The 22,992-nt window shown below is 73.4% G+C and carries 22 protein-coding genes; 10 read left to right on the top strand and 12 right to left on the bottom strand.

All coding sequences use genetic code 11. From position 1 onward, the window contains the following. Window positions 1-62: 62 nt before the first annotated feature. Window positions 63-1,136, top strand: coding sequence for a threonine aldolase family protein (locus ACW9J6_RS22680; RefSeq protein WP_457118782.1), 1,074 nt, complete (start codon window positions 63-65; stop codon window positions 1,134-1,136). A 22-nt stretch (window positions 1,137-1,158) separates the two neighbouring features. Here ACW9J6_RS22680 and ACW9J6_RS22675 read toward each other — a convergent pair whose 3' ends face one another. The 5 genes from ACW9J6_RS22675 to ACW9J6_RS22655 form a co-directional block, all read right to left on the bottom strand. Next, window positions 1,159-1,920 (bottom strand): ABC transporter permease, encoded by a 762-nt coding sequence (locus tag ACW9J6_RS22675; RefSeq protein WP_457118781.1) that lies wholly within the window; start codon window positions 1,918-1,920, stop codon window positions 1,159-1,161. Continuing rightward, complete coding sequence (locus ACW9J6_RS22670; RefSeq protein ID WP_457118780.1) at window positions 1,917-2,843, bottom strand: ABC transporter ATP-binding protein; 927 nt, start codon at window positions 2,841-2,843, stop codon at window positions 1,917-1,919. The genes ACW9J6_RS22675 and ACW9J6_RS22670 overlap by 4 nt, the downstream gene beginning before the upstream one ends. A gap of 668 nt (window positions 2,844-3,511) precedes the next feature. Further along, a complete protein-coding gene (locus ACW9J6_RS22665) occupies window positions 3,512-4,039 on the bottom strand; it encodes a hypothetical protein (protein ID WP_457118779.1) in 528 nt (175 codons plus the stop codon). Beyond that, window positions 4,036-4,587, bottom strand: coding sequence for a hypothetical protein (locus tag ACW9J6_RS22660; protein WP_457118778.1), 552 nt, complete (start codon window positions 4,585-4,587; stop codon window positions 4,036-4,038). Before ACW9J6_RS22660 ends, ACW9J6_RS22665 begins: the two co-directional genes overlap by 4 nt. After that, window positions 4,584-5,657 (bottom strand): hypothetical protein, encoded by a 1,074-nt coding sequence (locus ACW9J6_RS22655; RefSeq protein ID WP_457118777.1) that lies wholly within the window; start codon window positions 5,655-5,657, stop codon window positions 4,584-4,586. The genes ACW9J6_RS22660 and ACW9J6_RS22655 overlap by 4 nt, the downstream gene beginning before the upstream one ends. Before the next feature lie 157 nt (window positions 5,658-5,814). On the opposite strand from ACW9J6_RS22655, the gene ACW9J6_RS22650 reads away from it, so the two are divergent. The 3 genes from ACW9J6_RS22650 to ACW9J6_RS22640 all read left to right on the top strand — a co-directional run bounded on the left by ACW9J6_RS22650 (window position 5,815) and on the right by ACW9J6_RS22640 (window position 10,452). Beyond that, window positions 5,815-7,548, top strand: a complete 1,734-nt coding sequence (locus ACW9J6_RS22650) for a GspE/PulE family protein (RefSeq protein ID WP_457118776.1) — start codon at window positions 5,815-5,817, stop codon at window positions 7,546-7,548. Then, the gene (locus ACW9J6_RS22645; protein ID WP_457118775.1) at window positions 7,548-8,762 is read left to right on the top strand and encodes a type II secretion system F family protein; all 1,215 of its coding nucleotides are present in this window, start codon (window positions 7,548-7,550) and stop codon (window positions 8,760-8,762) included. The genes ACW9J6_RS22650 and ACW9J6_RS22645 overlap by 1 nt, the downstream gene beginning before the upstream one ends. A gap of 67 nt (window positions 8,763-8,829) precedes the next feature. Then, window positions 8,830-10,452 (top strand): ABC-F family ATP-binding cassette domain-containing protein, encoded by a 1,623-nt coding sequence (locus ACW9J6_RS22640; protein WP_457118774.1) that lies wholly within the window; start codon window positions 8,830-8,832, stop codon window positions 10,450-10,452. A 142-nt stretch (window positions 10,453-10,594) separates the two neighbouring features. Here the strand turns inward: ACW9J6_RS22640 and ACW9J6_RS22635 are convergent, their stop codons facing one another. Further along, window positions 10,595-12,010, bottom strand: a complete 1,416-nt coding sequence (locus ACW9J6_RS22635) for a pyridoxal phosphate-dependent decarboxylase family protein (RefSeq protein ID WP_457118773.1) — start codon at window positions 12,008-12,010, stop codon at window positions 10,595-10,597. A gap of 141 nt (window positions 12,011-12,151) precedes the next feature. Here ACW9J6_RS22635 and ACW9J6_RS22630 point away from each other — a divergent pair, with 141 nt between their 5' ends. The 6 genes from ACW9J6_RS22630 (at window position 12,152) to ACW9J6_RS22605 (ending at window position 16,688) form a co-directional block, all read left to right on the top strand. After that, on the top strand, window positions 12,152-13,369 hold the full coding sequence (locus ACW9J6_RS22630; protein WP_457118772.1) for an ABC transporter substrate-binding protein: 1,218 nt from the start codon (window positions 12,152-12,154) through the stop codon (window positions 13,367-13,369). Window positions 13,370-13,449: 80 nt separating this feature from the next. Next, entirely contained in the window at window positions 13,450-14,274 is an 825-nt protein-coding gene (locus tag ACW9J6_RS22625) for an aldo/keto reductase (RefSeq protein WP_457118771.1), read from the top strand. 72 nt (window positions 14,275-14,346) lie between these two features. Beyond that, window positions 14,347-14,613 carry a hypothetical protein gene (locus tag ACW9J6_RS22620; protein WP_457118770.1) on the top strand — a complete coding sequence of 89 codons (267 nt, stop codon included), beginning with the start codon at window positions 14,347-14,349 and terminating at the stop codon, window positions 14,611-14,613. A 234-nt stretch (window positions 14,614-14,847) separates the two neighbouring features. Continuing rightward, on the top strand, window positions 14,848-15,960 hold the full coding sequence (locus ACW9J6_RS22615; protein WP_457118769.1) for a hypothetical protein: 1,113 nt from the start codon (window positions 14,848-14,850) through the stop codon (window positions 15,958-15,960). 11 nt (window positions 15,961-15,971) lie between these two features. Further along, on the top strand, window positions 15,972-16,217 hold the full coding sequence (locus ACW9J6_RS22610; protein WP_457118768.1) for a hypothetical protein: 246 nt from the start codon (window positions 15,972-15,974) through the stop codon (window positions 16,215-16,217). Between the two features lie 33 nt (window positions 16,218-16,250). After that, window positions 16,251-16,688: an acyl-CoA thioesterase gene (locus ACW9J6_RS22605; protein WP_457118767.1), complete on the top strand. Its 438-nt coding sequence runs from the start codon at window positions 16,251-16,253 to the stop codon at window positions 16,686-16,688. Here ACW9J6_RS22605 and ACW9J6_RS22600 read toward each other — a convergent pair. From ACW9J6_RS22600 to ACW9J6_RS22575, 6 genes are all read right to left on the bottom strand, one after another. Continuing rightward, window positions 16,644-19,193: a sensor histidine kinase gene (locus ACW9J6_RS22600; protein ID WP_457118766.1), complete on the bottom strand. Its 2,550-nt coding sequence runs from the start codon at window positions 19,191-19,193 to the stop codon at window positions 16,644-16,646. The genes ACW9J6_RS22605 and ACW9J6_RS22600 overlap by 45 nt on opposite strands. A gap of 6 nt (window positions 19,194-19,199) precedes the next feature. Beyond that, on the bottom strand, window positions 19,200-19,502 hold the full coding sequence (locus ACW9J6_RS22595; protein ID WP_457118765.1) for a SelT/SelW/SelH family protein: 303 nt from the start codon (window positions 19,500-19,502) through the stop codon (window positions 19,200-19,202). A gap of 42 nt (window positions 19,503-19,544) precedes the next feature. Continuing rightward, the gene (gene crcB, locus ACW9J6_RS22590) at window positions 19,545-19,919 is read right to left on the bottom strand and encodes a fluoride efflux transporter CrcB (RefSeq protein WP_457118850.1); all 375 of its coding nucleotides are present in this window, start codon (window positions 19,917-19,919) and stop codon (window positions 19,545-19,547) included. 117 nt (window positions 19,920-20,036) lie between these two features. After that, entirely contained in the window at window positions 20,037-20,921 is an 885-nt protein-coding gene (locus ACW9J6_RS22585) for a class I SAM-dependent methyltransferase (protein WP_457118764.1), read from the bottom strand. Beyond that, complete coding sequence (locus ACW9J6_RS22580) at window positions 20,912-21,955, bottom strand: GNAT family N-acetyltransferase (RefSeq protein WP_457118763.1); 1,044 nt, start codon at window positions 21,953-21,955, stop codon at window positions 20,912-20,914. The genes ACW9J6_RS22585 and ACW9J6_RS22580 overlap by 10 nt, the downstream gene beginning before the upstream one ends. After that, on the bottom strand, window positions 21,918-22,988 hold the full coding sequence (locus tag ACW9J6_RS22575) for a glycosyltransferase (protein ID WP_457118762.1): 1,071 nt from the start codon (window positions 22,986-22,988) through the stop codon (window positions 21,918-21,920). The genes ACW9J6_RS22580 and ACW9J6_RS22575 overlap by 38 nt, the downstream gene beginning before the upstream one ends. Window positions 22,989-22,992: the final 4 nt, after the last annotated feature.

Here is a 22,992-nt window from a genome sequence, read left to right as displayed (position 1 = left end):
CGGTCGCGGCGGGCGCCCGCACCCGGCATCGTGGCCCGGGTGATTCGGCAGGAGCGGACCGCGTGAACTTCGCGAGCGACAACGTCACCGGCGCCAGCGCCCCGATCCTCGACGCGCTGGTGCGCGCCAATGCGGGGGCGATGCCGGCCTACGGGGCCGACCCGCTCAGCGCGGGTCTCACGGCGCGCTTCCGCGCCCTGTTCGCGCATTCCGACCTCGTGGTGGTGCCGGTGGCGACGGGCACGGCCGCGAACGCCCTGGCGCTCGCCGCGATGGTGCCGCCCTACGGGCTCTGCCTCTGCCACGCGGAGGCGCACGTGATGACGGACGAGTGCGGCGCGCCGGAATTCTTCACCCACGGCGCCAAGCTCCAGGGGCTGCCCGGGACGGGGGGCCGGATCGATCCGGACGCCCTCGAGGCGACGCTCGCGGGCCTGCCCCGGCACGTGAAGCAGATGCCGGCCCGGGCCCTCAGCCTGTCGCAGGCCACCGAGGGCGGCCTCGTCTACGCGCCCGACGCGGTGGCGCGGCTCGCGCGGACCGCCCACGCCCACGGGCTCGCGGTCCACATGGACGGCGCGCGCTTCGCGAACGCGGTGGCGGCGCTGGGCTGCACCCCCGCCGAGATCACGTGGCGGGCGGGGGTCGACGTCCTGTCCTTCGGGGCGAGCAAGAACGGGGCGCTCGCCGCCGAGGCGATCGTGATCTTCCGCCCGGACCTCGCCGAGACGATCGCGTATCGCTGCAAGCGGGCCGGGCACGTCCTGTCGAAGGGGCGCCTGCTCGCGGCGCAGCTCCACGCCTATCTCGACGACGACCACTGGCTGGCGAATGCCCGGCAGGCCAACCGCATGGCGGCGCGCCTCGGGCAGGGCCTCGCCGCGATCCCGGGCGTGCGACTCGCCTGGCCGGTCGAGGCGAACGAGGTCTTCCCGATCCTGCCCGCGCCGCTGGAGCGGGGGCTGAAGCAGGGCGGGGCGGTGTTCTACGACTGGACCTCCGCCGCCCTGCCGCCGGATGTCGCCGTGGGCGAGGACGACCGCTTCGTGCGGCTCATCACCGCCTTCTCGACCACCGAGGCGGAGGTCGACGCCTTCCTGGCCCTGGCCCTGGCCCTGGCGCGGGCGAGCGCGTGACGCTCCCCCGGCGCGCGGCGAGTCAGGTCTTGAGGCGGTACCCGGTGCGGAACATCCAGGTCACCAGCCCGAGGCAGATCGCCAGGAAGGCCAGCGCCATGGCGAGGCTCACCCCCAGGCTGACGTCCCCGCGGCCGTAGAAGCTCCAGCGGAAGCCGCTGATCAGGTAGACGACCGGGTTGACGAGGCTCAGCGCCCGCCAGACCGGCGGCAGCATGTCGATGGAGTAGAAGCTCCCGCCCAGGAAGGTCAGGGGCGTGACGATGAGGAGCGGCACCAGCTGCAGCTTCTCGAACCCGTCCGCCCACAGGCCGATCACGAAGCCGAACAGGCTGAAGGTGACGGCGGTGAGGACCAGGAACAACACCATGACGACGGGGTGCTCGATGCGGACCGGCACGAACAGCGCGGCGGTCGCCAGGATGATCAGCCCGAGCAGCATCGACTTCGAGGCCGCCGCGCCGACATAGCCCGCCACGATCTCGATCGGCGAGATCGGGGCCGAGAGGATCTCGTAGATCGTGCCCGAGAAACGCGGGAAGTAGATGCCGAAGGAGGCGTTGGCGATGCTCTGGGTGAGCAGCGACAGCATGATCAGTCCCGGCACGATGAAGGCGCCGTAGGGCACGCCCTCGACCACGTTCAGCCGCGAGCCGATCGCGGCGCCGAAGACCACGAAGTAGAGCGAGGTCGAGATGACCGGCGCGACGATGCTCTGCAGGAGCGTGCGCCAGGTGCGCGCCATCTCGAACAGGTAGATGGCGCGGATCGCGGGCCAGTTCATGCGGGATCCTTGACGAGGCCGACGAAGATGTCCTCGAGCGAGCTCTGCCGCGTTTCGAGGTCGCGGAAGCGGATGCCGGCGGCGCGCAGATCCGTGAGGAGGGCGGTGATGCCGGTGCGCTCGCCCTGGCTGTCATAGGTGTAGGTCAGGCTGGCACCGTCCGGCGCGAGGTCGAGGCGGTGGGCGCCGAGCGCGTCCGGCAGAGCCGCGAGGGGCGCCTGGAGGTGGAGGATCAGCTGCTTGCGCCCGAGCTTGCGCATCAGCTCGGCCTTGTCCTCGACCAGGATGATCTCGCCGCGGCGGATCACGCCCACCCGGTCGGCCATCTCCTCGGCCTCCTCGATGTAGTGGGTGGTGAGGATGACGGTGACGCCCTGGTCGCGCAGGCGGCGCACGAGGCGCCACATGTCCTGGCGCAGCGCCACGTCGACGCCGGCGGTGGGCTCGTCGAGGAACAGCACCTGCGGCTCGTGCGAGAGCGCCTTGGCGATCAGCACCCGCCGCTTCATGCCCCCCGACAGCGTCATGATCCGGCTGTCGCGCTTCTCCCAGAGCGAGAGATCCTTGAGCACCCGCTCGATATGGCCCGGGTCGGGCTTCAGCCCGAACAGGCCGCGGCTGAAGCTGACCGTGGCCCAGACGGTCTCGAAGGCGTCGGTGGTGAGTTCCTGCGGCACCAGGCCGATCATCCGGCGGGCCTGGCGGTAATCGGCCCGGATGTCGTGGCCGCCCACCGTGACGCGCCCCTCGGTCGGGCTGACGATGCCGCAGACGATGCCGATCAGCGTCGTCTTGCCGGCCCCGTTCGGCCCGAGCAGCGCGAAGATCTCGCCGCGGTGGATGTCGAGGCTGACGGATCGGAGGGCCTGGAACCCCGAGGCGTAGGTCTTCGACAGGGTCTCGATGGAGATGATCGGCGACATCGCGCTCCGGCGGGTCCGTGTGAACCGGCGCGCCGTCTAACACATCCCGGGGGGGACGGAACGGCCGGGCGCGGGAGCCGGGGATCGATTGTGCGGTCCCGCACATGGCGGGTCGGGCGGGCCCGATTCCTCACCCCTGTAGGGGCTTGCGGAGTCACACGTCGAGTCGTGCGCATCCCCTCTCCCCGCGTGCGGCTACCGTGTGCACACATCTTTCTAGCCGGCTCATCATCTGAACGCTTCTGGAAAACACAACACTCCTCATGCTGAGGTGCGACCGAAGGGAGCCTCGAAGCGCCCCGCAACAGCGGATCCAAGGCACGTTTCTCTTGGATAGACGGCCAGGGGTGCTTCGAGGCTCCCTTCGGTCGCACCTCAGCATGAGGAGGTGGGTTCGTTGCCATGAGCCAGGTTTGAAGCTGTAGCTCACCATCACCTGACGGGATGACATCGAGCGGTCTTAAGCTCTATCGGCGTCGATCGAGCCTTGCGATGCCCTGCGAGCGATCGCGCAGCGGGCGTGGCTGAGCGATGAAGGATCAGCTCGATGTCTGATCGATCGGAACGATCATCCTCCTGATACAAAACATGTTTTCCTGTGCTGTGTGCACACGGTATCCCGTGCGGGGAAGCGTTCCGCCCCGGCCGGTTCGCCGCGGCCCCGCCTCTCACAATCCCGGCCGCAGCCATTGCCGCGGATCCTTCGGCGGCGGCGGCAGCGGCACCGCCGGGCCGAGGAGCGTCAGCACGTAGCGGCGCTCCACCGCATCCGCGACCTCGACGCGGCCCGGCGCGATCGCGGCGATCCGCCAGGGGCCGGGCCCCTCGCCGAGCCCGCGCCATTCCGGCCGCCCCGCGCCGTCATCGACGAGGGCGCGCTGCCGCGGGCCGTCGAGGAGGATGCCCCGCAGGATCAGCGAGGCCGAGGGACGGGCCGTCCCGAACGCGTCCTCGCGGCCGCCGAGGGCGGTCCAGTCGCGGCGGCCCGGGTCGAACAGCGGGCGCGCCAGGGCCGCCCCGCTCGCGCCCGCGGCGAGCCCGGCGAGGTCGAGGGATGGCGCCGCGGGCGGCCGGGGCGGCGGAGCGGCGTCGATCGGCCAGGCGGCCGCCGCGCAGGCCGCGACGGCGAGGACGAGGGTCAGGCGCGCGATGGCGCCGCTCTCCGCCGCGAGGCGGCGCAGGTCCGCGAGCGTCATCGCGGCGCTCCCGGTCCCGGCGCGGCCGGGACGAGGACGCCGCGGGCCGCCAGGGTGAGCCGCAGGACCGTCGGGCGCGCCGCCGCCGCGTCGGCCGGCGACAGGAGGGCGAGCTCGGCGCTCTCGACCACTACGAGCGGGGCCTGCGTCTCCAGGGCCAGGAGGAGCCCGCGCAGGCCCTCCGTGGTGCCGCGCAGCATCGCCGTCATCACCGGCAGGGTCGGCCGCCGCGGGTCGAAGTCGAGCCGGACGTCGTCGAGGAGGACGGTCCGCCCCGCCGCGAGCCCGTCCAGGCGGGACCGGAAGGCGGCCTGCAGGGAGGCCGGATCGGCGGCCCAGAGCGGGGCGGGCGGACCCGCGCGCTCGCCCGCCTCGACCACCCGGCCGAGCAGGGTGCGGGCCTGGTCGATCTCCGCGGCGGTGTCCACCAGGGGCAGGAGGGCGGCCGCGCCGAGGCCGCCCGCGGCGGCGAGCGCTGCCAGCGCCAGGAGCGCGGCCCGGACCCGCCGGGGCAGCGCGCGGCCGGCCGCGGCGAGGTCGACCCTCACGGCGCCCTCCCGGGCGGAAGGACGACCACGACATGCTCGGGATCCGGCGCCGCCTCCCGGCGGGGCGGGCCGAACGAGTCGAGCCGTGGCAGGGCGGCGAGGGCCGCCGCGGGATCGGGCGCCCTGAGGGTCAGGGTGAGCCCCGCCGCATCGACCCGAAGGCTCTCCGCCGAGACCGGATCCGGCAGGGCGCGGGCGAGCGAATCCCAGATCACCGCGACGGGCGGACGGGCGGCGCGCGCCGCCGCGAGGTCGAGGGCGGCGGCCAGGACCGCGGGGGGCAGGCGGGCGGGCGCCGTGCGGCGGGCGGCGGCCGTGGCGGCGTCGAGGGCGTCGAGCGTCGCGGCCTGGTGGGCGCGCCACAGGGGAAGGGCGGCGGCGAGGAGGAGGAAGAGCGCGAGGCCGAGGAGCAGCAGGTCGCCGGCGCGCAGGGCGCCGAGCCGCCGCGGCAGCGCCCGGCGTCCGCCGCTCAGCAGGTCGACCGGGAGCGTGCGGTCCTCCTCGGTGCCGACGGCCACCGGCCCCGGCCGCAGCCCGGCGGCCGAAAGGGTCGCGAGCAGCGGATCGAGGGCGCTCCGCTTGATGACGCAGTGGCGGACGACGAGCCGGCCGGCCGCGTCCTCGCCCTCCACGAACCAATCCGCATGGACGGAGGCCGCCCGGAAGGGCGTCGCCGCCTCCAGCTCCCGGTCGAGCACCTCGCGCATCCGCGGCAGCACGGTGGCCGGCAGGGTGAGCGTGCGCTGGAAGCAGGCGGCGGGCGGGACCAGGAGCTTGACGCCGACCGGCGCCCGCCCGGCGCCGCGCACCGCCGCCAGCCGCTCCGCGAGATCGTCCAGGCCGGCCGCGAAACGGTAGCTCCGCGGCGCCTCGCCGCGCCGGTCGAGGAGGAGCAGGTCCGCCTCCCCGGGCGGGGGCAGGCGCAGGACCAGGGCGGAGGCGGCGCGGTCCGGGCGCTCCTCCTCCCCGAACAGGGCGGCGGCCTCCGCCAGCCACCACGCGAGGCGAGGCAGCAGGCGCTGGACCAGGGGCGAGTCGCCGAGCGCGCGGCGGGCCTGCGCGGCGCCCATGGTCAGGCCGTTCCTTCCGTCAGCCGCGGGAGCCGCATCGCGCTCACATCCTCCGGAGCGGCACAGGACGGGCCGCCCGCTTGACCCAATCCTTAACCGGCGCGGCCTTTCTATTTGCTTGCGGCGCGCCCGGCGTCGCTTCCTCTCGGACAGGGCCATGCTGACGATCTGGACCGGCAAGACGCGCCCGCGCCACCCGCGCCCCGACCGGCGCGGGGCGGAGCGCGGCGGGGACGCCCCGGCCGAGCGCCTGCTCGACGACCTCGCGCGCATGCAGGTGCTCGACGCGGCGGGCCTGGAGCGGGCGCGCGCCGCCCTCGACCTCCCCGGCCGCCGTCCGCTCCCGGTGCTCCTGACCGAACTCGGCCTCGTCCACGAGGCCACCCTGGTGACGGCCTTGGCCGAGGCGACCGGCCTGCCGATCCTGCGCGAGGAGGAGGTCCCGGCCGAGCCGGTCCTGCCGGACCTGATCACCGCGGAGTACTGCGCCCGCTCGCGGGTGCTGCCGGTCGCGGCCGGACCCGACCGGCTCACGGTCGCGGTGGTCGATGCCCTCGATCCCGAGATCCCGGCGGCGCTGGCCCACCTCGCCGACCGGCCGGTGGAGCGCCGTCTCGTCGGCCCCAACGCCTTCGAGCGGGCGCACCGCGCCGTCTACGGCGACGCGGGCGAGGGCGAATCGGGCGAGGGGCTCGACGACGACCTCGCCCGGCTCCAGGACGTGGCGAGCCAGGCGCCGATCGTGCGCCTCGCCGCCCGCCTCGTGCGCAAGGCCTTCGAGGTCGCGGCCTCCGACATCCACGTCGAGGCCGAGGAGGCGGACGTGCGCGTGCGCTACCGGATCGACGGCGTGCTGGTCGAATCCGAGCGTCTCGCGCGCAGCGTGCAGCTGCCGCTCACCACGCGCATCAAGATCCTGGCGGGGCTCAACATCGCCGAGCGGCGCCTGCCCCAGGACGGGCGCATGAAGGTCGCGGATCGCGGCCAGGACGTGGACATCCGCGTCTCGACGCTGCCCACCGCCCATGGCGAGAGCGTGGTGATGCGCGTGCTCGACGGCTCGCGGCGGGTGGACGATTTTGCCGGGCTCGGCTTCGACGAAGGCGCGATCGCCGGGATCGAGGCGATGATCCGGCGCCCGAACGGCCTCGTCCTCGTCACCGGCCCGACCGGCAGCGGCAAGACGACGACGCTCTACGGCGCCCTGCGGCGGGTGAACGGGCCGCACCTCAAGGTCGTGACCGTCGAGGACCCGGTCGAGTACCGGATGGCGGGGGTCAACCAGGTGCAGGTGCATGCCGGCATCGGCCTCGACTTCGCGGCCGCGCTCCGCTCGATCCTGCGCCAGGACCCGGACGTGGTGATGGTGGGCGAGATCCGCGACGGCGAGACCGCCCGCATCGCCGTGCAGGCGGCGCTCACCGGCCACCTCGTTCTCTCGACGCTCCACACCAACTCGGCCCCCGCCACCGTGACGCGCCTCGTCGACATGGGGGTGGAGCCCTTCCTGATCGCCGCGGTGCTGAACGGGGTGGTGGCCCAGCGCCTCGTGCGGCGGGTCTGCGAGACCTGCGCCGAGACCCTCCCGGCGACGCCGCAGGAGCGGATCCGCCTCGGCGTCCCGGCGGAGCGCCCGCTGGCCCTGCGCCACGCCCGGGGCTGCCCCTCCTGCAACGGCACCGGCTATCGCGGCCGCATGGTGGTGTCGGAGATCATGAGCCTCGACCCGACCCTGCGCGGGCTGGTGGCCGAGCGGGCGGACGAGCAGGCCCTGACCCGCGCCGCCCGGCAGGCGGGCCTCGTCAGCCTCGCGGAGAATGCCTGCGCCCGGGTCATGGACGGCAGCACGACCCTCGACGAGGTCGGCCGCGTCTTCGAGGGGCTGGTCTGATGCCGGTCTTCGCCTACCGGGCCTACGCGGCCGACGGACGCGAGCGCAGCGGCCGGATCGAGGCCGATGGAGAGGGGAGGGCCCTGGCGCAGTTGCGCGCGGACGGGCTCCAGGTCTTCGCGATCACGTCCGTCGCCTCCGGCGCCAAGCCGTTCTGGCAGCGCGACCTGTTCGGCCGCGACCGGGTCTCGGACGCCGCCCGCATCGGCTTCCTGAAGGAGTTCGGCACGCTGCTCGGGGCGGGCCTCACCGTCGACCGGGCGCTGCGGCTCGTGGAGCGGCAGGCCTCCGCGGCCCTGCGGCCGGTCCTCGCCGACGTGCTCGAGCGGGTGCTGGGCGGCGCCTCCCTGTCGAAGGCGCTCGCGGCCCACCCGCAGGCCTTCCCGCGGGAGGTGGTGGACGGGTTGCGGGCCGGGGAGGCGACGGGCACGCTCGGCGAGGTGGTGGCGACGCTCACCGCCTCCCTGGAACGGCGCGACGCGGTGCGCCGCCACCTCGCCTCGGCGATGATCTACCCGTCGCTGCTGATCCTGATGGGGATCGGCACGCTCGCCATGGTGGTGTTCGTGCTGGTCCCGGCCCTGGCGCCGCTCTTCGAGGGCAGCGGCCAGGCGCCGCCCCTGGTGCTGCGCCTCGCGGCGGGCTTCGGCGCCCTCCTGGCCGGCTGGTGGCCCGTGCTGCTCGGCGCCCTCCTCACCCTCGTTCTGGCGCTGGCGGCGATCTGGTCCGAGCCCGGCTTCGCGGCCGCGCGCAGCCGGCTCGCCCTGCGCCTGCCGGTGATCGGCGGGATCGTGGTGGGGATCGAGCTCGGGCGGATCTGCCGGGTGCTCGGCACCCTCGTCACCGCGCAGGTGCCGATTCCCGAGGCGGTGGCGGCGGCCCGCCCGCTGCCCTCCAACGCCGTGTTCCGCGAGGCCCTCGACCAGGCGGCGCGGCGGCTCACGGAGGGCGGCAGCCTCGCCTCGGGGCTTGCGGGGCTTCGCGCCCTCTCGCCCTCGACCATCAACCTGATCGCCAGCGGCGAGCAGGTGAACCGGCTCGGCACGGTGCTGCTCCACGCCGCGGCCATGCACGAGGCGCAGACGCGGGAGCGAATCGACCGGCTCCTCGCCCTGTTCACGCCCCTCGTCACGGTGGGGATCGGCGGGCTGATCGGCGGCCTCGTGATCTCGGTGATGAACGCGATCCTGAGCGTCGGGCAGCTGGTGCAGTAGGGGCACCCTTCCGCTCGGCGCCGCCATCGCGTAAGGGGCCGGCACCCGATCCCGGTGCCCCGGACCCATGATTCGCCTCGACAAGATCAGCAAGCAGAACGGCAACCAGCTCCTCTTCATCGAGGCCTCGGCGGCGCTCCAGAAGGGCGAGAAGGTCGGGCTGGTGGGGCCGAACGGCGCCGGCAAGACCACCCTGTTCCGGATGATGACCGGCTCCGAGCAGCCCGACGAGGGCCAGGTCTCGACCGATCGCGGCATCACCATCGGGTATTTCAGCCAGGATGTCGGCGAGATGGCCGGCCGCTCGGTCGTCGCCGAGGTGATGGACGGGGCGGGCCCGGTGAGCGCGGTCGCGGCCGAGCTGAAGGCGCTGGAGGCGGCGCTCGCCGACCCGGACCGGGCCGACGAACTCGACGAACTCGTGGCGCGCTACGGCGACGTCCAGGCGCGGTTCGAGGAACTCGACGGCTACGCCCTGGAGGGCCGCGCCCAGGAGGTGCTGGCGGGCCTGAGCTTCAGCCAGGAGATGATGGAGGGCGATGTCGGCGCCCTCTCGGGCGGCTGGAAGATGCGGGTCGCGCTCGCCCGCATCCTGCTCATGAACCCCGACGTGATGCTCCTCGACGAGCCGAGCAACCACCTCGACCTGGAGAGCCTGATCTGGCTCGAATCCTTCCTGAAGGGGTTCGAGGGCGCCCTGATGCTCACGTCCCACGACCGGGCCTTCATGAACCGGATCGTCGGCAAGATCGTCGAGATCGACGGCGGCGCGCTCACCACCTATTCGGGCGACTACGAGTTCTACGAGCAGCAGCGGGCGCAGAACGAGGCCCAGGCCCAGGCGCAGTTCGAGCGCCAGCAGGCGATGCTCGCCAAGGAGATCAAGTTCATCGAGCGCTTCAAGGCGCGGGCCTCGCACGCCGCCCAGGTGCAGAGCCGGGTCAAGAAGCTCGACAAGATCGAGCGCGTCGAGCCGCCCCGGCGGCGCCAGACGGTGGTGTTCGAGTTCCAGCCGGCGCCGCGCTCGGGCGACGACGTCGCGGCCCTGCGCAACGTCCACAAGAGCTACGGGACGCGGGCGATCTACGAGGGCTTCGACTTCGCGGTGCGGCGCAAGGAGCGCTGGTGCGTGCTCGGCATCAACGGCGCCGGCAAGTCGACGCTGCTCAAGCTGATCGCCGGGGCGGCGCGGCCCGACGACGGCAGCGTGGCGCTCGGCGCCAACGTGAAGCTCGGCTACTTCGCCCAGCACGCCATGGACGTGCTCGACGGCGAGCGCACGATCTTCGGCTTCCTGGAGGACCGTTTCCCGCAGGCGGGCCAGGGCTCGCTGCGGGCGCTCGCGGGCTGCTTCGGCTTCTCGGGCGACGACGTGGAAAAGCGCTGCCGGGTGCTGTCCGGGGGCGAGAAGGCGCGGCTCGCCATGGCGGCGATGCTGTTCGACCCGCCGAACTTCCTGGTGCTGGACGAGCCCACCAACCACCTCGACATCGCCACCAAGGAGATGCTGATCGCGGCGCTCTCGCACTACGAGGGCACGATGCTGTTCGTCTCGCACGACCGGCACTTCCTGGCCGCGTTGTCGAACCGGGTGCTGGAGCTGACGCCCGAGGGCATCCACCGCTACGAGGGCGGCTACACCGAGTACGTGGCGCGCACCGGCCAGGAGGCGCCGGGGCTGCGGCATTGAGGGGGAAAGCCGGTCGGAATCGCCTCGTTGGGTGATAGGACGGTCCCCTCTCCCTCTGCGCCCCCTTTTCCGGATCTCCTTCCGCTGACGCTGCAGTCGTCCGGAAAAGGGGAGAGGGGGAGGCGGGATGGCCCGATCGGACCTATCCTCGCAGCCCCGCCGCGATCTCCCGCACCGCGTCCCAGGCGATCGCCACGTCCCGCCACGTCGTCGTGGTCTGGCCGATCTGGAAGCGGATCACCACCCGCCCGTCGTGGCGGGTCTGGGTCAGGTAGGTGCGGCCGTCGTCGTTGATCCGCGCCACCAGCCGCTCGTTGAGGGCGTCGAGATCCCCGGCGCCCGACGGCGCGTAGCGGAAGCTCAGGAGCGACAGGATCGGCCCGGTCACGAGGTCGAAATCCGGCTCGGCGGCGATCAGCCCGGCGAGGTCCCGCGCCCAGCCGACGTGCTGGCGGATCATCGCCTGCAGGCCCTCGACCCCGTAGGAGCGGATCACGAACCACAGCTTCAGCGCCCGGAAGCGGCGGCCGAGCGGGATCGACCACTCGCTGTAATCGACCATGCCCTCCCGCTCGAGGGTGCGCAGGAAGGGCGGGCGGATGCCGAGCGTGTCGGTGAGCGCCCGCGGATCCCGGACGAAATGCGCCGAGCAGTCGAAATGCGTGAACAGCCATTTGTGCGGGTTGAACACGAGGCTGTCGGCCTCCTCCGCGCCCCGCATCAGGTCGCGGAATTCCGGGCAGATCATCGCCGAGCCAGCCCAGGCCGCGTCCACGTGCAGAAAGAGCCCGTGGCGCCGCGCCACCGCCGCCACGGCGTCGAGGGGGTCGCAGGCGCCGACGCTCGTGCCCCCGAGACAGGCCACCACCGCGGCCGGCAGGAACCCCGCCGCCCGGTCGGCCAGGATCGCCGCCTCCAAAGCCGCCGGATCCATGCCGAAGAGCGGGCCGGCAACCGGGATCCGCACCAGGTTGGCGTCGCCGATCCCGGCGATGCGCACCGCCTTGTCGACCGAGGAATGCACCTGCGCCGAGGCGTAGACCCGCACCGGCTTCTGTCCGCTCAGCCCCTCCCGGTTGCCCGCGAGGCCGAGCGCCCGCTCGCGGGCGGTCAGGAGCGCGGCGAGGGTCGCGCCCGAGGCCGAGTCCTGGATGACGCCCGAGAAGGCGGGCGGCAGCCCGATCATCGCCCGCAGCCAGTCGGTGACGCGGCTCTCCAGCTCGGTGGCGGCCGGGGAGGTCTGCCAGAGCATGCACTGGGCCGCCAGCGCCGCCGTGACCGTCTCGGCCACCATCGAGGGCGGGCTCGCATTGGCCGGGAAATAGGCGAAGAAGCGCGGGTGCTGCCAGTGGGTCATGCCCGGCAGAATGATCCGGTCGAGATCGGCGAAGATCGCCTCCATCGGCTCGCCCGCCTCCGGGGCCGCCGCCGGGATCTGCCGGAACACGTCGCCGGGCTGCCCTCGCGCCCGCACCGGCCGCTCGGCGACGCCCGCGAGGTAGTCCGCCGACCAGTCGGCGGCCCGGTGCGCCCAGTCGCGATAGGCATCCTCGTCCATGTCATCCTCCCGGCGGGGGTTCTCGGAGGGCCGCCGAGGGAGTGTCGCGGCAGCAGCCCGCGAAACCCCATCGACGCCCTCGCCCCGGCCTGACATAGGGTGCTGCAGCGCCCGGGAAGCGGCGCCCGTGGGAGTGTCTCGATGTCGTTCCGTCCGTTGCGCCAGGCCCTCGCGGCCGGTCTCGCCGGCCTGCTCGCCGCCGCGGCGCCCGCCGCCGCCGAGGAGGCCGCCTCCCCGGTGAAGGTCGGCGTCCTCAGCGACATGAGCGGGCCCTTCGCCGACCAGGCGGGCACCGGCTCGGTGGTCGCCGCCGAACTCGCCGCCGAGGACTTCGCCAAGGAGACGAGCGACATCAAGGTCGAGATCGTCTCCGCCGACCACCAGAACAAGCCCGATGTCGGCCTCTCCATCGCCCGCAAGTGGCTCGACCAGGAGAAGGTCTCGACCATCGTCGACCTGCCGAACTCCGCCGTGGCGCTGGCGGTGGCGAACCTGATGCGCGAGCGCCACCGGGTCGCCCTGGCGTCGAGCTCGCTCACCTCCGACCTCACCGGCAAGGCCTGCGCGCCCACCACCGTGCAGTGGGTCTCCGACACCTGGGCGCAGGGCTCGGCCACGGCCCGGGCCATCGCCGAGCGCGGCGGCAAGTCCTGGTACTTCCTCACCGTCGACTACGCGCTCGGCCAGGCGCTGGAGCGCGACGCCACGGCGGCCCTCACGGCCGCGGGCGGGACCGTCAAGGGCGCGACCAAGCACCCGCTCAACGCGGGCGACTTCGCCTCGCCGCTGCTCGCCGCGCAGGGGTCGGGCGCGCAGGTTCTGGCGCTGGCCGATACTGGCGCCGACATGATCAACGCGGTCAAGCAGGCGGCCGAGTTCGGCCTGATGCCCGAGATGCGGGTGGCGGCCCTGTTCACCCAGCTCTCGGACGTCCACGCGCTCGGCCTCAAGGCGGCGCAGGGCCTGCAGCTCGCCAGCGCCTTCTACTGGGACCGCACCGAGGGCACCCGCGCCTTCGCCCAGCGCTTCGCGGCGCGCATGAACGGCCGGATGCCGACCGAGAACCACGCGGGCGTCTACTCCTCGACGCTCGCCTACTTGCATGCCGTGCGGGCCGCCGGGACGATCGAGGGCGAGAAGGTCGTCGCCGCCATGCGCGAGACGCCGATCAACGATCCCCTGTTCGGCCCCGTCACGGTCCGCCAGGACGGGCGGGCGGTGCACGACGTGTTCCTGTTCGAGGTCAAGGCGCCGGCCGACTCGAAGGGGCCGTACGACTACTACAAGCTCCTCTCGACCGTGCCGGGCGACCGGGCCTTCCGGCCGATGAGCGAGGGTGGCTGCCCGCTCGTGAAGTAGGCCCGCCTCGACAGGGGGCGGCGGGATCCCATCTGAGGGGCGGCGCCGCAACGCGCCGCCTCCGCGAAGGATCCCCCCGCATGACGCAGCCGACCCTCACGCTCAACGACGGGAAGCGCATCCCGCAGCTCGGCTTCGGCGTCTGGCAGCTCCCCGACGCGGCGGCGCCCGAGATCGTCGGCCTCGCCCTGGAGGTCGGCTACCGCTCGATCGACACGGCGGCCGCCTACGGCAACGAGGCCGGGGTGGGCCGGGTGATCGCCGCCTCGGGCATCCCCCGCGAGGAGATCTTCGTCACCACGAAGCTCTGGAACGACGCCCACGGCACCGACGAGGCGCTGCGGGCCTTCGATGCCTCCCTGGGCCGCCTCGGCCTCGATTACGTCGACCTCTATCTCGTGCATTGGCCGGTGCCGAAGCGCGACCTCTTCATCCCCACCTGGCGGGCGCTGATGCGCCTGCGCGAGGACGGGCGCGCCCGCTCGATCGGCGTGTCGAACTTCACGGTGGCGCACCTCAGGCGCGTGATCGACGAGACCGGCTCGACGCCCGCCGTGAACCAGATCGAGCTGCATCCGCGCTTCCAGCAGCGGGCCTTGCGCGATGTCCACCGCGAGGCCGGGATCCTGACCGAGGCCTGGAGCCCGCTGGGCCGCGGCGCCGCGCTGGCGGATCCGGTGATCCGGGGCATCGCGGAGCGCCACGGCCGCACGCCCGCCCAGGTGATCCTGCGCTGGCAGATCGAGCTCGGGCACGTGGTGATCCCGAAATCCGCCACCCCGGCACGGATCCGCGAGAACCTCGACGTGTTCGGTTTCGCCCTGACGCCGGAGGACCACGCGGCGATCGCCGGGCTCGACGCGCCGGACGGGCGCATCGGCCCCGACCCGGAGACGTTCGGCTGAGGCCTCGGCAACCGGATTCGGCGCTCGCGCGTTCCTGCCCTTCACGCGCCGCTGACGGGAGGGGTTTCCGGAATGCGCACCTACACGCTCGCCTTCGCCGACGTGCTCTACGCCTGCCTGCCGGACGGTCACGACATCGACCACGTGATCGAGGAGGAGACCTGCCTGGGCTGCGCCGAGATCGATCCCGGCGAGGTCCAGGTGGTGCGGGGCCTCACGCTCACGCGCTTCCCCGTGCCCGCCGACGAGGTGGTGTGGTGCGCCGGCCCCGACGGGGACCTCACGGACGACCAGGGGCGCAGTTTCCCTTACGCGGTGCGGCGGCGGGTGGAGGTGTGAGGACGACGCCCGACCGAGAATGATCGAGCATCGACACCTCGAGGACTTTATGCCTCAGCTCCATGCAATATAGGGCATCTATCCTGCTCCGAAGCGGCCAGGGACGGGCCCCTCACGGCGTCATTGGCGTCAGAATTTGGAAAAGAGTTTCCCAAAGTTCCGATCGACACGAAACGCTTTCACCTGGTTTGCAACTGTGTAATGTGCCGCGTCCGCGACTGGGGATGACGGCACATGAATCTGGACGACGTACAGAGCGTGAAGGCGGAGATCTTCCGAAACGAGTTTCAGTTCCGCGAGCTTCCCGTCGCGGCCGCCGCCGGCCATAACGTTCCTCTGTTCGCGCCCGTTCCTGGCAGCGAGCCGTTTCGGGCGATCGAGTCGGGTCGCCGGAAGAAGGATCGAGATCCCCGTGACCTGATGGCGCTCGGAGTTCTGCCGCCCAACGGTCACAACCGGGACCCGAACAGTATGCGGCTCGGGATCTTCATTCAGAAGCACAAGCTGCACCAGCATCCCATCGTGCAAGCCGCCGTAACGGCTGCCCACGGGCAGGCTCGCGTGATCTACACGGGGCCGATCCGCCGGTTGGCTCGGCCGCAGCCCGTCAATTCCGGGCCGCACCGCCCCCTGTCGATCGGCTCCTCGATCGGCCATTACCGCATCTCGGCCGGGACACTCGGCTGCATCTGTCGCCATCGGGACAGCGGCGGAATCGGGCTCCTATCCAACAATCACATCCTCGCCGATACGAATGGCGCCCAGCGAGGAGACATCATCCTCCAACCAGCTCGCGCCGACGGAGGTCGGCGGACGAATGTGAGCGACAAGGTTGCGACCCTCTACGAGTACGTCCCGATCCAGTTCGACGTCGGCGCGCGAAACTTCGTCGATTGCGCCTTCGCCACGATGCTGGGCGGCGTCCTCTACGATGGATCGGTCGCGCAGGATCCCGCAGATCCGCGCCGTCGATGGCAGATCCGATCCGCTCCCGCAGACGTCATCGCCGACGACGCTGTTCAGAAGATCGGGCGAACCACGGGATGGACCAGTGGACGAGTCATCGCGATCGACGTTGAGAACGTTATCGTCGCGATGATCTTGGGCCAGGGCGAGAAACTGGCACGCTTCGACCGCCAGATCGCGATCGAAGGCGATGCGGCTACCCCGTCCTTCTCGAAGCCAGGCGACAGCGGCTCGCTGGTCTGGACAGCCGACGGGTCCCCGGCGGCCCTCCTCTTCGCCGGAACTGAGCAAGGTGGCGTAAACGGTCGCGGCGTTACCTTCGCCAACCCGATCCAGCCCGTTCTTGATGCCCTCGACCTAGATATCCATACTGAGACGTGAAGGAGGCGACCATGGCTGACTCGCGCGACAAACTCCTGGCGTCGAAACCGGAGGCCCAGGCGGCCAAAGACGCGTTCGCGTCGGAGTACACAGCGGGGCGCGAAGACCTCTCGGTCGGTCTCGGTGTCAACAGCACCGGTGACGACTGGGCCGTGATGGTGTTCGCCACGTCCTCGGCTGCCGCTAAGGCACTGCCCGACCACTACGGGAAGTACCCCGTCGAGGTGCGGGTGACGGGCGGCGCCAAGGCGTACTGACGCACCGGTCTGGCTTCCCCTATCCTGGACCGTATGACCGACCGACCGCCCCCCGAGCCCCGCGCCGCCTACCGGCGCTTCGTCCCGATCCTCACCCGCTGGGGCGACAACGACGTCTACGGCCACGTCAACAACGTGGTCTACTACGCCTTCTTCGACACCGCCGTGAACCAGGTGCTGATCGAGGAGGGCGCCCTCGACATCCTGCAGAGCCCCGTGATCGGCCTCGTGGTCGAGACCGGCTGCCGCTACTTCCGTCCAGTCGCCTTCCCGGACCGGCTCACGGCCGGGATCCGGGTGGCGCATCAGGGCCGGTCGAGCGTGCGCTACGAGGTCGGCCTCTTCCGGGAGGACGAGGAGGAGGCCGCCGCGCAGGGCCACTTCGTGCACGTCTACGTCGACCGGGCGACGAATCGGCCCGCGCCACTACCCGACGCGCTGCGCGCGGTCCTCCAGACGCTCCGGCCCTGAGGCGGCGGGCGCCGCCGCGCGGGCGGCCGGAGGGTGGGCCTCCCGCTGCGCCCCCGGCTCGCCGAGGGGCGCCTCGATCGTGCAGACGACCCCGGTCGGCGCGTAATCGAGGGTCACGGCGCCGGCCAGTTCCCGCGCGAGGCTCTGGCCGATCAACCGCGAGCCGAAGCCCTTCCGCTCCGGCGGCGTCACCGGCGGGCCGTCGCTCTCCCGCCAGACCAGGGTGAGCGCGTCGTCGGCGACGCTCCAGCGGATCGAGACCCGGCCCTCCGCGGTCGAGAGGGCGCCGTACTTCACCGCGTTGGTCCCGAGTTCGTGCAGGGCCATGGCGACCGAGAGCGCCATGCGGGGCGGCAGCCGCAGGGGCGGTCCGGCCACGGCGAAGCGGGCGTGCCGGCCCTGCGGCCCGTCGAGGGGCGCCACCGCGCCCGCCACCACCTCGGCGAGGTCGGCCCCCTCCCAGCTCTCGCGGGTGAGCACGTCGTGGGCGCGGGCGAGCGCGATCAGCCGCGCCGCGAAGGCGTCCCGGGCGGCCTCGGCCTCGTGGCCGCGCAGCCGGCGCAGGCTCTGCATGGCGATCGACTGCACGGTGGCGAGGGTGTTCTTCACCCGGTGGTTCAGCTCGTGGAGCAGGAGCCGCAGGTGGTCCTCCGCGCGCTTGCGCGCGGTCACGTCCTGGTGGATGCCGATCACCCGCCGCGGCTGCCCGCCCGCGTCCCGCTGCGCCACCGCCGCGGCGCTGACCCAGCGCATCTCCCCCTCGGCCGGCTGCACCCGGAACTCGCTGCTGTACTCCCCCTCGCCGGCGACGACCGCCGCCAGCGCCGCCTCCAGGGCCGGCCGGTCGGCGGGATGCACCACGCCGACCCAGCCCTCCCGGGAGGGCGGCAGCCCGACGATCTCCGCCGAGCGGGCCGAGAGGCGGTTCTGGCCAGTGGCGAGGTCGATCTCCCAGGTGCCGAGCTGGCCCGCCGCCAGCGCGAGGCGCAGGCGCTCCTCGCTCTCGCGCAGGGCCGCCTCGGCGAGCTTCGCCTCCGTGATGTCGACGTTGCAGCCGGTGTAGCCGAGGAAGCGCTGCCGGTCGTCGAGGCGCGGCACGCCCTCGCAGAGGAGCCAGCGCACCGCGCCCTCCCTGTCGATCACCCGGGTCTCGGCGCGGAAGGGGCGGCGGGCCGCGAAGGCGGCCTGGAACGCCACGTCGAACGGCGCGACGTCGTCGGGATGCACGATCTCCCGCAAGCGCCCCCCGACCAGCGTCGCGGCCTTGCGCCCGAACAGGTACTCGAAATGCATGTTGACGAAGGTCGTCTCGCCGGCCTCGTCGGTCATCCAGATCAGCGCCGGGGCCGAATCCGCCATGTGGCGGAACCGTGCCTCGCTCTCGCGCAGGGCGGTGAGGCCGCGGCTCTGCTCCTCCAGGGCCGCGTCGCGCTCGGCGATGCGCTGGCGCAGGGTCTGCGAAGCCTCCGCGAGGGCGTCGCCGAGCTGGCGGATCTCGCGGATCGGCGTCGAGACCCGAGGCACCGGCTGGCCGCGGCCCAGCGCGCCGCCCGCCGCCGCGAGCTGCCGCAGCGGCTCGGCCACCCGCGCCCACAGGCGCACGGCGAGAACCGACGACACCGCCAGGGCGAGGAGCCCGAACCCCGCGAAGGCCAGCATCCAGCGCCGCAGGGACGCCTCCACCACCGCCTTGGGGATGGTGGCGGCGGCACTCCACCCGGTGACCCGGGTCGGCGTCTCCACGAACAGGACGGGGCGGCGCTGCCGGTCGAGGCCCTCCCACAGGCCCGGCATGTCGGTCTCGCGTCCGCGCAGGGCCGCGAGCATCGGCTGCCCGGCCAGGGCCTCGTGGTCCTGCGAGCGGGCAAGCAGCATCCCCCGGCGGTCGACGAGGCCGGTGGTCCAGCCCGGAGCGAGGTCGCGCAGCAGGATCTGGTGCAGGCGCTCGACCGAGACGGTGGCGCTGAGCACGAAGGCGGCGGCGCCGTCGATCATCACCGGCACCGCCACCGCGTAGGTCGGCGCGCGGCCGGGCGGACCCGGTCGGACGCCGGTCACGAGGGGGCGCTGGTTGGCCAGCACCTCCGCGTCGTAGGGCTCGGCGCCCTGGGGCAGGGGGGCGCCCCGCGGCAGGGCGGTGTTGACCACCTGGCTGCCGTCCGGCCGGCGCAGGGCCAGGAGGAGCTGCGTCGCCCCGGTCACCGCCCGGGCCTGGTCCTCGAAACTCGCGACCTCCTCGCCCCGCAGCCGCGGCGAGGTGGCGAGCGTCTGCAGCACGGAGATCAGGCCGGCGGTGTCGCGGTCGACCGAGAGGGCGATGCCGCGCACGGTCTCGCGGGCGTCCTGCTCGAAGCGCGCCCGCTCCAGGTTGGCGTAGCGGCCGAGCAGGAGGGCGGTGAACAGGAGCCCCGGCCCGATCAGCGCCACGGCGAGGGCGACGAGGTAGACCTGCGTGGACAGGCCGCGCTCGCGCCAGCCCGCGATCCGCTCCCGCACCCCGCCCACGCCGCCTCAGCCCCGGTCCGCGTGGCCGAGGTCGCGGCCCGGCTCGACCACGTCGCGGACCCGCTGCTTCAACGTCTTCATGTCCGGGAAGCCGCCGTCGCGCACCCGCTCCCAGATCAGCGCCTCGCCGCAGGTGATCGCGAAGGCGCCCCCGGTGCCGGGAACCAGCGCGACCTCGCAGAGCCCGTCCCGGAAGGTCGAGAGGAGTTCCTGCGCCATCCAGGCCGCCCGGAGCAGCCAGCCGCACTGCGTGCAGTAGGTGATGGCGACGCGGGGCTTGCGCGGGGCGTCGGTCATGGCGTCGGTCATGGCGTGCCGACTCCGGCCCCTTCGCGCCCGCTTGTCAACCTTTCAGCCGAAATGGCGGATCACCGCCAGGCTGAGCGCCACGCCCGCGATGCCGGCCGCCACCGATCCGACGATGTAGACGGCCGCCGCCGCGAGCGCGCCGCGCTCGATCAGCAGGAAGGCTTCGAGCGAGAAGGTCGAGAAGGTGGTGAACCCGCCCAGGATGCCGGTGGTGAGGAAGAGCCGCACCGCCTGCGGCACGCCGCCCCGCGCTGCGAACCAGCCGGTGAGCACTCCCATGGCCAGCGAACCGGCGACGTTGATGATCATGGTTCCGGACGGGAAGCTGCCCCCGAGCCGGGCGGCCGCCAGGTTGACGCCGTGGCGGAGGGCCCCTCCAAGGCCGGCGCCGAGGAACACCACCAGCGTCGCGAGCATCATCCGTCCTCGATTCGATGTGGGACGCGGCTCTCCCGGCCGGGCGCCGCCAAGCTGCCTCCATCGGCCGAAACCGGGCACTCTGTCCACTCGGACAGGGGAACGGCCCCGGGGCGCTCAGGCCATGCGCTGCAGGTGGAAGGCGGCGCCGTCCCAGGTCCGGAAGGGCGCGACGCCGTCGCGCAGCACCCGGAAACCGTGCGCCCGGGCGAGGCCGCCGACCTCGCGCCGGTCGCGGGCGGCGTCGCCGCGATAGGAGTAGTTCAGGATCACGAGGTCGCCGCCGGGCCTAAGCACCCGGGCCGCCTCGCGGACGTGGTCCGCCGCGAGCCCCGTCTGCACGAGGTAGGGGAAGGAATCGACGGCGAGGACGAGGTCCGCCCCGCCGGTCGGCACCGGCGCGAGGTCGCGCCCGCTGCCGAGGTGGAAGACCGCGTTGGGGTGGCCGGCGCAGCGCGCGCGGGAGGCCGCGATCATGGCCGGGGCGATGTCGAGCCCGGTCACCGCGGCGACGTGGGGGGCCAGGGAAGCGGCGAACCGGCCGATGCCGCAGCCGAGATCGACGATTCGGGCGTCGGGCGGGAGCAGGTCCCAGGCCGCGAGTTGCGCCACGACCTCGTCCGTCGCCGCGCGCAGGAGATCGGCGCTGCCGAGGGCGTAGAGGGCGACGCTCCCCTCGGGCGAGCGGCGGGCGGCGCGGTCGAAGGCCGCGGCGAGCCGCGCCACTCCGTCCGCGCCCTCCGCCGAGGCGCCGTGATCGATGCCGCCGAGCACGTCTCGCACGGTCTCCCAGGCCCCCGGGGTGGCGCGCCACAGGGCGAGGGCCGCCGCGACCCGCCCGCGGGCGGGCTCGCCGGCCCGGCCGGCCGCCTCCGCCAGCGCCGCCTCGACCGCCTCCGGCCGCGCCGCTTCCGCCGCGAGGTGCATCAGGGCCACCGGCGGCGGCACCGTGCCGGCGGCGAGCCCGGCGAGCCAGCCCTCGGCCTCCGGGCTCAATCCCATCGCAGGCTCCGGCGGCGGTTCCAGACGTCGACGGCCCCCCAGGCGTACTTGTAGGGCTCCTGCCCGCGCAGGAAGTGGAAGGAGCGCGCCCCGTCGGCATGCGCCTTCTCCAGGGCCGCCGCCATCGCGATGACGCCCGGGCTCTCGAAGGCGAAGTCCGGGTGGAAGCCGCTCAGATAGGCGTAGCTCCGGCGTCCGTCGTGCAGGGCGTAGATCACCGCGGCCCCCTCGCCGCCGATCGCCACGGCGTGGAACCGGGCGAGGCCGGCGCGGGCGAGGCGCGGCACCGCCTCGCGGTGGAAGCCGAGAACGGCCGGGTCCGCGAGCATTCCGGCCTCGCCGCGCCCTTCCCAGCGGGCGGCGTGGAGGACGCGCAGGCGCTCGAACAGGGCCGCGCAGGCGGCCGGATCGGTCGCGGTCGCCACGGCCGCCCCGCCCCGGCGCTCGGCGCGGTTGCGGGCCAGCGCCAACTTGCGGCGCTGGCGCGACGCGATCAGGTCCTGCGGCCCCGCCACCTGCCGCGGCAGCGGCAAGACCGGGCAGGCGACCTGGTCGGCCACCGTCTCGCGGGCACCCGGCGGCAGCGGCAGCCGCCAGGCCGCCGCGTCCGGCGCGAGATCATCGAGGTCCAGCACCGCGAAGTCCGCCCGCTGCGCGGCGACGCCCGCCATCAACGCCTCGGCGGCGCCCTCCCGGTTCGGATCGAGGAGGATGTCGAGGTGGTCGCTCGGCCCGATCCCGAGCGGCAGCAGGCGCCGGCCGTGGGGCCCGTCCTCCAGGTAGGCCGGCAGGAGGGCGACGAGATCCCGGCCCGCATGCACCGCGAGGGTCAGGAGGCCGCCCGGCCGGAAATGCCGCCACCACGGGATGAGCCAGGCGGGAGACTGGAAGGGCGTGGCCGAGGGGCAGCGCCTGAACAGCGCCCACCAGGCCGGCTCCAGCCGGTCGAGATCCGCCTCCGCGCGAAGGACCGACAGGGCGAGGCCCGGCGACGCCTCAGGCGGCGCCGGCGAGGCGGAAGGACGGCGCGTCATCGCGGCGGAGGCACTCATAGGCGGCAAAGTATCCCGCGATCATCGGGGCGAGCCCGTAGCGCTCGGCAGCGATCCGGCGGCAGGCCTCCCGGTCGATGGTGTCGACGGCGTGGATCGCCGCGGCCATCGCCTCGGGTGTCTCCGCGAGGAAGCCGGTCCGTGCGGGCGCGACGAGAGTGGCGAGGGCGCCGGCGGGAGCGGCGACGACCGGGGTGCCGCAGGCCATCGCCTCGCGCGCCACGAGCGAACTCGTCTCCGGCACGCGGGCGGGGAGGAGGAGGCAGTGCGCGGCGTTGAGGAGGCGCCGCTTCTGCCGGAAGCCGACCGGGCCGATGAAGCGGCGGCGGCTGTCGAGGCGCGGGGCGACCTCCCGCTGGAAGTAGGCGCGGTGCGCCGGGTAGGGGAAGACCTCGCCGGCGACGAGGAGCGCGCAGCCGGCGCGGTGCGCGGCGTCGAGGGCGAGGTCGACGCCCTTCTCGGGGGCGATCCGCCCGAGGAAGAGGGCGAAGCGGCCGCGCGGACCGTCGCCGCGCAGCGCCTCCACCGGGACGCCGTTCGGGATGGGCCGGAGGAGCCGCAGGCCGGACGGCGCGGTCGCCTGCTGCTCGGCCGAGACGCAGTGGAGGTGGGTCCGGGGGCGCGCCGGGGCGAGGGCCTCGGGCGCGTACCAGGAGAAGGGCGCGTGCAGGGTCGCCAGCACCGGGGGGCCGGCCGGCGGCAGGCAGGTGTGGAAGTCGATGCCGTGCATGTGCACGACGTCGATCTCCGGATGCGCCCGGACCGCCTCCGCGACGGCCGCCGCGTGGGCAAGCCGCGCGCCGGCGATCGCCGCCTCGTCGAGCCCACCCTCGGTCCGGGGCACCGCCAGGAGTCGGCCCGCGACCCGCGAGCCCGCGCAGGCGATCACCAGGGAGCGGTGGCCCGCCGCGACGAGCGCCGCGTCGAGGGCGCTCAGCACCTGCTCGGCGCCCCCCGCCGCGTCGGGTCCGACGGGGGCGAGCGGATAGGCGACGTGGAGGATGGTGAGGGGCATCGCC

Source organism: Methylobacterium sp. JK268 (assembly GCF_054052225.1).
Note: the sequence above shows the minus strand (reverse complement) of the source record. Positions and strands in the feature narration are given on the sequence as shown.